The organism is Streptomyces flavusporus (assembly GCF_046267975.1).
Classification (GTDB): Bacteria; Actinomycetota; Actinomycetes; order Streptomycetales; family Streptomycetaceae; genus Streptomyces; species Streptomyces flavusporus.
Window position 1 is genome coordinate 9,333,479 of record NZ_CP176503.1, and the last position, 11,597, is coordinate 9,345,075.

Sequence of the window (11,597 nt, forward strand, 5' to 3'; positions counted from 1 at the left end):
CCGCAGCCATGCTCATCGACACGTTCGGTCACGTTGCCACCGACCTGCGGGTCTCGCTAACCGGCCGGTGCAACCTGCGCTGCACGTACTGCATGCCCGAAGAGGACCTGCGGTGGCTGACCAAGCCCGATCTCCTCACGGACGACGAGATCGTACGGCTCATCCGCATCGCGGTCACCGAACTCGGGGTCGAGGAAGGCCGCTTCACCGGCGGCGAGCCGCTGCTGCGCCCCGGCCTCGTCGGCATCGTCGAGCGCTGCGCAGCCCTCGCACCGCGCCCCAAGCTGTCGCTGACCACCAACGGCATCGGCTTGCGGCGGCCCGCGCCGCCAGGCTCGCCCCGGTGAAGGTCAACGCCGTCCTGATGCCCGGCCTCAATGACGACGACGCGCCCGAGCTGCTCGCCCGGGCCATGGAGAACGACTACGAACTCCAGTTCATCGAGCAGATGCCCCTCGACGCCCAGCGCGGCTGGAATCGCGACGGCATGATCACCGCCGGGGACGTCCTGGAGAGCCTGCGCACCCGCTTCACGCGCACCCCTGAGCCGGACGAGGCTCGCGGCTCCGTGCCCGCCGAACGCTGGATCGTCGACGGGGGCCCGGCCCGGCGTCATCGCCTCCGTCACCCGCCCCTTCTGCGGGACCTGCGACCGCACCCGGCTCACCGCCGACGGCCAGGTGCGCACCTGCCTGCCTGCGGCCCGCCCGGCCGATGTCGGCCATCGGAGGCTGACGCCCCAGGCGTAGAACGGAACGACGTGCACAGACAGAACTGGGAGTGAGGCCATGGGACGGGTCACCGAGCGACGGCGCGTGCTGCGGATCCGGGGCGGTGCGCTGAGCACGCGCCCCGACACGCTGGTCGCGGAGGAGCCACTGGAGATCCGGCTGGGCGGCAAGCCGCTGGCGATCACCATGCGCACGCCCGGGGACGACTTCGCGCTCGCCGCCGGGTTCTTGGTGAGCGAGGGCGTCGTGGGCCGGGCCTCGGACGTGGCGAACATCGTGTACTGCGCGGGCGCCACGCGTGGGGGTCCCTCCCGCTCGAGCGAAGTCGAGAGTGGGGGAGGCTCGAACACGTACAACATCGTCGACGTGCAGCTTGCCCCCGGCGTGCCGCTGCCCGAGATCACGCTCGAGCGGAACGTGTACACCACGTCGTCGTGCGGCCTGTGCGGGAAGGCCAGCCTGGACGCCGTACGGACCACGGCGTGGTGGCCGATCGCCGACACACCCCCGGTCCGAGTCGCCCCCGAACTGCTGGCGATCCTGCCCGACCGACTTCGGGCCGCGCAGCGGGTGTTCGACCGCACCGGTGGGCTGCACGCCGCCGGATTGTTCTCGCCCGAGGGCGAGCTGCTGGACCTGCGGGAGGACGTCGGCCGGCACAACGCCGTCGACAAGCTGATCGGCCGCGCGCTGCAGTCCGGCGAACTGCCGCTGTCCCGGAGCATTCTGCTGGTGTCCGGGCGGGCGTCCTTCGAGCTGGCGCAGAAGGCGGTGATGGCGGGCATTCCGCTGCTGGCGGCGGTCTCGGCACCGTCATCCCTCGCGGTGGACCTGGCGGCGGAGACCGGGCTCACCCTCGTCGGCTTCCTGCGCGGCGGCTCCATGAACGTGTACGCGGGCGAGCACCGCCTCGACCTGCATGCCGAGGCCATGGCCGGAGGGCCGGCGAGGTGAACCAGTACATGACCCGACTCGAAGGGCTCCAGGACAGCCGTACCCACGGCAGCACGCTCGTCGGCCCGCCCCGGGTGCGGCCCCCCGACGCCCACGGCCGCCCCCGCCGCGTCGCGATGCTCAGCGTGCACACCTCACCGCTGCACCAGCCCGGCACCGGCGACGCCGGCGGGATGAACGTCTACATCGTCTGAAGGCGCCGGACGTCCTGCTGCGCGCGGTGGCCCGGCTGCTGGACGAGCGGCCGCGGCTGCGTGAGCGGATCGTGGTGCCGGTCGTGGGAGGGCCGAGCGGCAGCGGCCTGGCCCAGCCGGAAGGACTGCAGAAGCTGGCGGCCTGCCTCGGCATCTCGGACGTCGTGCTGTTCCGGCCACCGGTCGGCCAGGACCAGCTCGCCGACTGGTACCGGGCGGCGTCCGTCCTGGTCATGCCGTCCTACAGCGAGTCCTTCGGTCTGGTGGCCGTCGAGGCGCAGGCCTGCGGCACCCCGGTGATCGCCGCCGAGGTCGGTGGCCTGCCGGTGGCAGTACGAAACGGGGTGAGCGGCGTTCTCGTACCAGGGCACGATCCAGCGCACTACGCGCGGGCGCTGTGCGGCTTCGCCGACGACGCGGCCGACTCCGCCCGCATGAGCGAGGCCGCGGTCCGGCATGCCCGCTCCTTCGGCTGGGCCACGGCCGCAGCGACGACGGCGGATGTGTACACGGCGGCCCTGCACGAGCGTCGGTTTCACCGAATCTCGTGATCGAGCAAGGGGGCGGCGCTCCGTCGCCCCTCGGGCTTCCAGCGGGTGAAGTCGTGCAGCGCCTGCAACTGAGCACACTTTCGAGTGAATGATCCACTGTCAACCTGGGCAGGGACTGGTCAATGCCGGAAAGTTATGTGAAGTTGCCGCTTGTCAAGTACTCGGCGGCGGTGTGTCGAGGTGGCGGGTCGGGAGAACAGAACGGGACCCCTGGAAGTTGAGTCGTCGACCAAGACAGACCAACACCGGAGGTCCCGTTGACGGACCAGTGTGGCACGACGACGCTGACTCAGACCTTCACAACGGCCTGCGGAGTGTTCGCTCCGGGGCATCTCGGCGCCCTGACCCGATATCTCCCCTTCGAATTGGTCGACGATGTCCTTGACCAGCCGGGCCGTCGGGGGCGGACGCGTACGGTGCCGGCTCGGGTGGCGGTGTACTTCGTGCTGGCGCTGGCCCTGTTCCCAGGCGGTTCCTACGGGCGGGTGTGGGACACCCTGGCCGGAGCGTTGCGGCAGGCGGGGCACCTCGTGGCGTCGGTGACCGCGGCGGGTCTGGCCTGTGTGCGTCGGCGGGTGGGACCGGACCCGTTGCGGGAGTTGTTCGAGGTTGTGGCAGGTCCGCTGGGCCGTCCGTGCACGAGGGGTGTGTCCTGGCGGGGTCTGCGCACGGTCGCGTTCGACGGCTGCCGGTCCACCCGGGTCCCCGAGACCGGCGACAACGTGGCCTGGCTGGGCAGGTACAAGGTCGCCGCCGGGGTGGCCGCCTATCCGCTGCTGGCGGTGATGGCCCTGGCGGAGACGGGAACGCGGGCCCTGCTCGGCGCGGTCGTCGGTCCGTATCGCGGTGAGGTGGAGGCTGCCCTGCAACTGGTCGGCCACCTGCGGCAGGACATGGTGGTGCTCGCCGACCGCGGCTTTGACGCGAACGCCTTCATCCGCGCCGTGCACGCCTCACGGGCTGCGCTGCTGCTGCGGATCTGCTCCTCGCGCAGGCCCGCCGTGCTGCAGGTCCTGGCCGACGGTTCCTTCCTGTCGGTCATCGCGGGGGTTCCGGTCCGTGTCATCGCCGCGACCGTCACCGTCACGTGCGCGGACGGCAGCACCCATCGGGGCGAGTACCGGCTGGTGACCACGCTGACCGATGCGCGCCGCCACCCGGCCGAAGACCTGCTGGCCCTCTACCACCAGCGGTGGGAGATCGAGGTGACGTTCCTGGCGATCCGTCACACCATGCTCAAGGGCCGCGTACTGCGCTCGGGTGACCCTCAGGGCCTGCGCCAGGAGATGTGGGCACTGCTGACGGTCCACCAGCTTTTGCGGATGGCGATGCTGGACGCCACCGATGCCGTGCCCGGATGCGACCCGGACCGGGCCTGCTTCACCGCGGCCTTGGTCGCCGCCCGCGACAGCGTCACCCGTGGCGCCGCCATCGTGCCCGACGCCGGCAGCGAGCTGACCGGCCCGATCGCAGAGGCAGTCATCGGCGCCCTGCTGCCACCGCGCCGACCACGGATCAGCGCGCGCACCGTCAAAGGCGTCTCCGCTCGTTACGGACACCGCCGGTCCGACGAGGACCGCCCCTGCGTCAGCACCCCGGTCACCGCCCTCGACATCATCGTCCACTTCCCTCAGCAGGACACTCCCGTCCCCGCACCGACAGCAGCTCAGCCCGGCCGGCCCGGCCGGAACCCGGCCCTGCAGCAGGACCCGCCCGTGACGGCCCAGACGCTGCTACCGCCCGCGGTCCCGATGCACACCAGCAGGCTCGAGGATGTGCTCGCCGCGATGGGCACCGCTCCGGAGCGTGAGTGGCGGGCCATCGAACTGGCCACCTTGCTACGGCTGGACCGCGGCGACCTGACCGGCGAGCTGATCCGGTGGTCCAGGCGCCAGATCCTCATCAAGACCGGACCGGCCACCTTCAAGATCCCGGACGGACCGCCGCAGCCCTCCAAGCTCGCCGTCCACCCTGAAGACGTCCTCGCGGTCATGGCCACCGATCCTCACCGCCCCTGGCACGCCCGTGAGATCACCGCTGCGCTGAACACCGTCAAACACAGCACCCTCGCACAACACCTCAGCGCCTGGGCACGCAAGAACCTGCTGGTCAAGACCGCGCCCGCAACCTACCGACTCCCCGAACAGTCAGTGCCGGCCGCCCCCGCGAGGCCGCTCGCCGCCACGAACACGCCGACCCGCAGAGCTGCTTGACAAACCAGAATGAATCATAACTTTCCGGCATTGAGGGACTGGTAGTGGAGCGGTGTTCCGAGGCGTGCGATCAGTGTCGTCGATGTTGTGGATGGCGCGAGCAGCGGGAAACCGTCGGCCTGTACCAATGTGCCAAGAAGGCTCGGTAGTCGGCTCAGTGTGATGCTGCCGCTGGTTGGCAAAAGCGCAGGTCGACAGCAACAAGAGGTGACAATCAGTGGCCGTGGTCACACCTGCCGGCATGGCGGCTGATCCGGGGCTGTTCACTCCACGGTCCGTGACCTGGCAGATGCACGGCGACCCGATGATGTGGGTCGCCGGCATCCGCGCGCTCTACCTCCAGGCGCTGCATCCTCGCGCGGTGCGCGGCGTCATGCAGAACTCCGACTTCCGGCGCGACGCCTGGGGGCGGCTCATGCGCACCGCGAACTTCGTCGGCACCACGACGTACGGCACCACCGAGGCCGCCGAGCGGGCGGGCGCCCGGGTCCGGAAGATCCACAGCATGCTCAGGGCGACCGATCCGGAGACGGGTGAGGAATACGGGATCGACGAACCCGACCTGCTGCTGTGGGTGCACTGCGCCGAGATCGACTCCTACCTGCACGTCCTGCGCCGCTCCGGCTACCCGCTCACCGACGCCCAGGCCGACCGCTACATCGCCGAACACCGGGTCAGCGCCCGCCTGGTGGGCCTCGACCCGGACGCCGTACCCGCCGACCGGGCGGAGATGGCCGCCTACTTCGTGAAGGTGCGGCCCGAACTCGCCGCCGGACCCGAGGCGCGGGACGTCGACGACTTCCTGCGCCGGCCGCCGACGCACCCGCTGCTGGTGCCGGCACGCGAGCTGCTGTGGCGGCGCGTGGCCGGACTGGCGTACGCCTCCCTGCCGTCGTACGCCCACGAGCTGTACGGGCGTGCGGCCCCCGCACCCGCGACCGTCACCCGCCACCTGCGGTTCACCGGCACCCTGCTGCGCGCCGTTCCCGCCCGGGTGCGCTGGCAACTCCCGCCCAAGCACATCCTGCGGGCGATGGCGCGACTCGGCCCCGACGCCCGCCCGGCACCGTACAAACTCGAACCACAGGTCGCCATACTGGACGGGCCAGGGGAGGGCGCGGCGGACAGCGACGGGGGCGACGGCACGCGATGGGGGAGACCAGGCTGATCCAGGGCCGGTACCGGCTGCTGGACCTGATCGGGCGCGGGGGCATGGGCGAGGTGTGGCGGGCGCGCGACGAGTCGCTCGGCCGGCACGTCGCCGTGAAGTGCCTCAAACCCCTCGGCCCGCACCACGACCAGTCCTTCACCCGGGTCCTGCGGGAAAGGTTTCGCCGCGAGGCCCGGGTCGCGGCCGCGCTCCAGCACCGCGGCGTGACCGTCGTCCACGACTTCGGCGAGTCCGACGGCGTCCTCTTCCTCGTCATGGAACTGCTGCAGGGCCGCAACCTCAGCCAGCTCCTGGAGGACAACAAGCACCATCCGCTGCCCGTACCCGACATCGTCGACATCGCCGACCAGGTGGCCGCGGCCCTCGCCTACACACACCGGCAGGGCATCGTGCACCGGGATCTGAAACCCGCCAACATCGTGCGGCTGACCGACGGCACGGTGAAGATCTGCGACTTCGGCATCGCCCGCCTCGGGGCCGACATCGGCTTCACCTCCCGGCTGACCGGCACCGGTGTCGCGATGGGCACCCCGCACTACATGTCGCCGGAGCAGATCGGCGGCGACGAGGTGGACCAGCGCAGCGACCTGTACTCGCTGGGGTGCGTTCTGTACGAACTCGCCACCGGGGTACCGCCGTTCGACCTCGACGACGCCTGGGCGATCCTCGTCGGCCACCGCGACACGCCGCCCGCGCCACCGCGCACCCACCGTGCCGAGCTGCCGGCCTACCTCGAGCAGATCATCCTGGATCTGCTGGCCAAGCTTCCGGAGCACCGTCCGCGCGACGCCGCCGAGCTGGGGCACAGGATCAGCGCGGGCCGCACCACGCCGGCTCACGTGCCGACGGTCGTCACCGCGCAGCCGCCCGAACCGGCGGCCCACGAACCGCGGCTGCCGTCCTGGACCCGCGGCATGACCACCGGCCACAAGGCGGCCGGCACCGCGCTGCGCACCACACCGCCCGACGCCGGCGCCGCGCTCACCAGCGAGTGGATCGCCCGCCTCGGCACGGACCGCATCCCCGCCCCCGTCCCGGACACACCGCCGACCCCGTCCACGGAGGTGCTCACGGCCCTGGCCGGCCGCCACAACGCGGGCCTGAGTCTGGGACGGCTGGGCCGCTGGGCCGAGGCGGGCGAAGTGCACCGCGCGGTCGCCGCAGAACGCGAGCACCTCCTCGGCCCGGACCACCCCGACACCCTCGCCAGCCGCTACGAGATCGCCTTCACCCTCAGCCGCACCGGACGCGCGGCCGACGCGCTGCGCGAGTACACGCACGTCGCCCGGGCCCGGGAGCGCGTGCTCGGCGCCGACCACGCCGACACTCTCGCCGCCCGGCAGGAAACGGCCTACGTGCTGGGCCAGTTGGGGCGGCCCTTCGACGCGCACCAGGAATACACGCGGGTGCTCGCCGCCCGGGAGCGCACGATGGGCCCCGACCACCCCGACACCCTGCGCTGCCGGCACAACCTCGCCTTCAACCTCGGCAGGCTGGGCCGCCTGGAGGACTCGTACCGCATGGCGTCCGACGTCGCCGCGGCCCGCGCCCGGGTCCTCGGACCCGGCCACCCCGACACCCTGGTCACCCGCTACGAGGTCGCCTACGCGCTGGGCCAGCTGGGCCGCTGGCCGGAGGCGCTGGAGACCTACCGCGAGGTCGCCGAGGCCCGCGCCCAGGCCCTGGGCCCCGACCACCCCGACACCCTCGCCGCCCGCTACGAGATCGGCATCAGTCTCGGCCGCCTCGGCCGCAGCGCGGACGCGCTGGAGCTGTACCGCGACCTGATCGACGACCGCACCCGCGTGCACGGCCCCGACCACCCCGAGACCCTGCGTGCCCGGCACGGCCTCGGCGTCAACCTCGGCCGCCTCGGCCGCTGGGAGGAGGCCCTCGCCGAGTCCCGCGACGTGTGCGCGATCCGCGAACGCGTCCTCGGCCCGGACCATCCCGACACCCTGGTCAGCCGCCGCGAGGTCGCGGTCGGCCTGGGCTGGCTCGGCCGCTGGGCGGACGCGCTGGCCCAGTACCGCGCGGTGGCCGCCGCCCGTGAACGCGTCCTCGGCCCGGACCACCCCGACACCCTCGCCAGCCGCAACGACGAGGCCCACTGCCTGGAACAGCTCGGCCGCGGACAGGAGGCGGTCGAGCTGTACCGCAGGGGCGCGGTGCTGCGCCGGCAGCGGGCGGCCGGTGACGCCTGATCCGCACCGGCCCGCTCTGGCCGAGGCGGATCACCCCGTGTTACGAAGAGCCATGCCTGCACACGAGGGACATCGCGCGTACGACGCCGTCATCGTCGGCGGCGGCCACAACGGCCTGGTCGCCGCCGCCTACCTGGCCCGGGCCGGACGGTCGGTTCTGGTGCTGGAACGGCTGGACCACACCGGGGGCGCCGCCGTCTCCACCCGCCCCTTCCCCGGCGTCGACGCCCGGCTGTCGCGCTACTCGTACCTGGTCAGTCTGCTCCCGCAGAAGATCGTCCGGGATCTCGGCCTGGACGTCCGTCTGCGCACCCGCACGATCTCCTCGTACACGCCCGTCGAGCGCGACGGCCGCCCGAGCGGCCTGCTCGTGGGCGGTGGCGAGCAGCGGACCCGGTCGGCCTTCGCCCGGCTGACCGGCGGCGAGCGCGAGTACGAGGCCTGGCAGCGCTTCTACGGCAGGACCGCGCGCGTGGCCCGGGCCGTGTTCCCCACGCTGACCGAGCCGCTGCCCACCCGTGACGAGCTGCGCCGCCGGATCGACGACGAGGACGCCTGGCGGATGCTCTTCGAGGAGCCGATCGGCGTCGCCGTCGAGGACCACTTCGCCGACGACCTGGTCCGGGGCGTGGTCCTCACCGACGCGCTGATCGGCACCTTCGCCGACGCCCATGACGCCGAACTCCGGCAGAACCGCTGCTTCCTGTACCACGTGATCGGTGGCGGCACCGGCGACTGGGACGTGCCGGTCGGCGGCATGGGCGCCGTGACCGGTGCGCTGACCGACGCGGCGCGCCGGGTGGGCGCGGTCATCGCCACCGGGCACGAGGCGCTGCGGATCGCCACCGACGGCAGCACCGCCGAGGTCACCTACCGCACCCACGACGGGGAAGGCGTCGCCGTCGCCCGGCACGTCCTGGTGAACGCCTCGCCGCAGGATCTGGCCGCGCTCACCGGCGACACCCAGCCCGCCCCCGCCGAGGGCGCCCAGCTGAAGGTCAACATGCTGCTCAAGCGGTTGCCGCGACTGCGCGACACGTCGGTCGACCCGCGCGAGGCGTTCGCCGGTACCTTCCACATCGCCGAGGGATACGAGCAGTTGGCCACCGCGTACGCCCAGGCCGCGGCCGGTGAACTGCCCGCCGCCCCGCCGTCCGAGATCTACTGCCACTCCCTGACCGACCCGACGATTCTCGCCCCGGACCTGGTCGAGCGGGGCTACCAGACCCTCACCCTGTTCGGTCTGCACACCCCCGCCCGCCTGTTCGCCAGGGACAACGACGCCGTGCGCGAAGCGCTGCTGAAGGCGACCGTCGCCCAGCTCGACGCGCACCTGGCGGAGCCCCTCGCCGACTGCCTGGCCACCGACGCCGATGGTCGGCCGTGCATCGAGGCCAGGACCCCGCTCGACCTGGAGCGGGATCTGCGGCTGCCCGGCGGCAACATCTTCCACCGCGAGCTGTCCTGGCCGTACGCCCAGGAGGGCACCGGCCGCTGGGGCGTGGAGACCCGGCACGCCAACGTGCTGCTGTGCGGGGCGGGCGCGGTGCGCGGCGGCGGGGTCAGCGGGGTGCCCGGGCACAACGCGGCGATGGCGGTGCTGGAGGGGGCCGACGGCTTCGCCGGGTGACGCCCGGGGCGGCGGGGGCCGACGGCTTCGCTGCGTTGTCCCCGGGCGGACGGCGCCGACCGGACCGGGGTGAGCCGAGGGCTTCCCGGGCCGTCAGTCGGCGGAAGCGGCCCAGCCCGTCGCGGTGATCCGGGCCGCGTCGGCGGGGCGCGCCTCGTCGAAGAGGACGGTGCGGCCGGCCTGGACCCGCTGGGCGTCGACGTAGGCGCCACGGCCGACGTACAGCCGGTCGGTGGTGTACCGCCAGCGCAGCGTGAGCCGTGGGGCCGGCGGGAGGTCCGCCGTGAGCCGGTGCCAGACGCGGCCCGACCATCCGGTGGCCAGGCCGGCCGGGTGGGCCTCGGGTTCCTCGCCGTGGCGTGCCGTCGTGAACGGGACCGGCTGCCAGGTGTCGCCGCCGTCCGCGGAGGACTCGAGGACGAGCCCGTCGGCCCGCGGTTCCGTGTCCCACCACAGGGCGCAGCGCAGCCGTGCCCCGCCGGAGGACGTGTCGAGTGCGGGCAACGTGAGGGTCGCGGTCGTCGCACTCGCCATCCCGGAGAACCAGACGGTACGTCCCCGCGCCGGGCGGACCGGTACGGCGCGCGCCAGGTTGTTCGCGGCGGCGACCCGAGGCGCGGATCCGGAACGCCAACTGCGCGCGGGGTGCACGGAGTTGCCGAGGACGACGAGGAACGAGTCGGTTGTCGGGTCGAGGACGAGTGAGGTGCCGGTGAAGCCGGTGTGTCCCGCCGTGCGCGGGGTGGCCATCGCGCCCATGTACCAGTGCTGGTAGAGCTCGAAGCCGAGGCCGTGCTCGTCCCCGGGGAAGGTGGTGTTGAAGTCGGTGAACATCAGCTCCACCGACTCCGGCCGGAGGATGCGCTCCCGGCCGTAGCGGCCGCCGTTGAGCAGCGTGCGGCCCAGTACGGCCAGGTCCCACGCGTTGGAGAACACCCCCGCGTGGCCCGCGACACCGCCGAGGCTGAAGGCGTTCTCGTCGTGCACCTCGCCCCACACCAGGCCACGGTCCAGCCCCGACCAGGGCTTTCGGGCGTCCTCCGTGGCGGCGATCTTCGGCTTCCAGGAGGCGGGCGGGTTGAAACGAGTGCGGTGCATCCCGAGCGGAGCGGTGATCTCGTCGTGGAGCAGAGCATCCAAAGTGCGAGCGGTGATCTTCTCCAGGACGAGCTGGAGGGAGATCAGGTTGAGGTCCGAGTAGAGGTAGGTGGTCCCCGGTGCGTTGAGCGGCGCCTCGTTCCAGATCAGCTGCAGCTTCTCCTCGTACGTCGGCGCGTTGTACAGCGGTATCCACGCACGGAATCCCGAGGTGTGCGTCAGCAGTTGACGGACCGTGATGTCCTGCTTGCCCCCGCCCGCGAAGTCCGGCAGGTACGAGGCGACCGCCGCCTCCAGCTCCAGCGCCCCCCGCTCGATCTGCTGCACGGCGAGGATGGAGGTGAACAGCTTGGACACGGACGCGAGGTCGAAGACGGTGTCCTCGGCCATCGGGATCTGCTCCCCGGCCGGGAACTCGACGCCGGTGTCGGTCTTCTCGTCGTACGCGGCATAGCGCACCGCCATCCCGATCGGCTCGTGCAGCGCCACGACCCCGCCGCGCCCGGCGAGCAGCACGGCACCGGCGTACCAGGGGTACTTGGGGGAGGGGCCGAGGAACGCCTCGGCGTCAGTGACGAGTTGGCGCAGGTGGGCGGTGAGCAGCCCAGCGCGTTCGGATGAGCCGTGGCGCAGGGTCGGGTGGCTCGATGCTGCCGGTGCGGCCGTGGCCGGTCCTGCCGGGAAGGGTGCCAGGGCGAGGGCGCCGCCCAAGACGAAGGCCTGAGTGCCCAGTTGACGGCGGGTGAGGCCGGTCGCCATCTCTTCGCCCATCGAGGACCCTCCCGTACGCAAGCGTGAAAGTATTTTTCCGGGATCGCCTTGCGGGGTGAAACTTTCCTGTCAGGCGCGGG

Annotated in this window: 7 protein-coding genes and 2 pseudogenes; 8 read left to right on the top strand and 1 reads right to left on the bottom strand. The window is 72.2% G+C overall.

The genetic code is table 11. The features are described 5' to 3' along the window. Nucleotides 1-8: 8 nt before the first annotated feature. The 8 genes and pseudogenes from ACKTSN_RS44005 to ACKTSN_RS44040 all read left to right on the top strand — a co-directional run. Nucleotides 9-719, top strand: a pseudogene (locus tag ACKTSN_RS44005) (GTP 3',8-cyclase MoaA); the annotation flags it as partial. A gap of 69 nt (nucleotides 720-788) precedes the next feature. Beyond that, nucleotides 789-1,685: a formate dehydrogenase accessory sulfurtransferase FdhD gene (gene fdhD / locus ACKTSN_RS44010; RefSeq protein WP_409474170.1), complete on the top strand. Its 897-nt coding sequence runs from the start codon at nucleotides 789-791 to the stop codon at nucleotides 1,683-1,685. 8 nt (nucleotides 1,686-1,693) lie between these two features. Continuing rightward, on the top strand, nucleotides 1,694-1,879 hold the full coding sequence (locus ACKTSN_RS44015; protein ID WP_409475138.1) for a hypothetical protein: 186 nt from the start codon (nucleotides 1,694-1,696) through the stop codon (nucleotides 1,877-1,879). Beyond that, nucleotides 1,864-2,430, top strand: a pseudogene (locus ACKTSN_RS44020) (glycosyltransferase); the annotation flags it as partial. The gene ACKTSN_RS44015 and the pseudogene ACKTSN_RS44020, both read left to right, overlap by 16 nt. 314 nt (nucleotides 2,431-2,744) lie before the next feature. Further along, nucleotides 2,745-4,643, top strand: a complete 1,899-nt coding sequence (locus ACKTSN_RS44025) for an IS4 family transposase (RefSeq protein WP_409474646.1) — start codon at nucleotides 2,745-2,747, stop codon at nucleotides 4,641-4,643. A 241-nt stretch (nucleotides 4,644-4,884) separates the two neighbouring features. Beyond that, the gene (locus tag ACKTSN_RS44030; RefSeq protein WP_409474171.1) at nucleotides 4,885-5,811 is read left to right on the top strand and encodes an oxygenase MpaB family protein; all 927 of its coding nucleotides are present in this window, start codon (nucleotides 4,885-4,887) and stop codon (nucleotides 5,809-5,811) included. Beyond that, a complete protein-coding gene (locus ACKTSN_RS44035) occupies nucleotides 5,793-8,018 on the top strand; it encodes a tetratricopeptide repeat protein (protein ID WP_409474172.1) in 2,226 nt (741 codons plus the stop codon). The genes ACKTSN_RS44030 and ACKTSN_RS44035 overlap by 19 nt, the downstream gene beginning before the upstream one ends. A 52-nt stretch (nucleotides 8,019-8,070) precedes the next feature. Next, nucleotides 8,071-9,648 (top strand): phytoene desaturase family protein, encoded by a 1,578-nt coding sequence (locus tag ACKTSN_RS44040; protein ID WP_409474173.1) that lies wholly within the window; start codon nucleotides 8,071-8,073, stop codon nucleotides 9,646-9,648. Between the two features lie 93 nt (nucleotides 9,649-9,741). On the opposite strand, the gene ACKTSN_RS44045 is transcribed toward ACKTSN_RS44040, so the two are convergent. Continuing rightward, nucleotides 9,742-11,517, bottom strand: coding sequence for a serine hydrolase (locus ACKTSN_RS44045; RefSeq protein ID WP_409474174.1), 1,776 nt, complete (start codon nucleotides 11,515-11,517; stop codon nucleotides 9,742-9,744). Between the last annotated feature and the right edge of the window lie 80 nt (nucleotides 11,518-11,597).

Bases quoted from the DNA above. Each gene is read 5' to 3' on its own strand.
- ACKTSN_RS44045 (WP_409474174.1), bottom strand. From the start codon at position 11,517: ATGGGCGAAGAGATGGCGACCGGCCTCACCCGCCGTCAACTGGGCACT.
- ACKTSN_RS44030 (WP_409474171.1), top strand. From the start codon at position 4,885: ATGGCGGCTGATCCGGGGCTGTTCACTCCACGGTCCGTGACCTGGCAG.
- ACKTSN_RS44040 (WP_409474173.1), top strand. From the start codon at position 8,071: ATGCCTGCACACGAGGGACATCGCGCGTACGACGCCGTCATCGTCGGC.
- ACKTSN_RS44015 (WP_409475138.1), top strand. From the start codon at position 1,694: ATGACCCGACTCGAAGGGCTCCAGGACAGCCGTACCCACGGCAGCACG.
- ACKTSN_RS44035 (WP_409474172.1), top strand. From the start codon at position 5,793: ATGGGGGAGACCAGGCTGATCCAGGGCCGGTACCGGCTGCTGGACCTG.
- fdhD (WP_409474170.1), top strand. From the start codon at position 789: ATGGGACGGGTCACCGAGCGACGGCGCGTGCTGCGGATCCGGGGCGGT.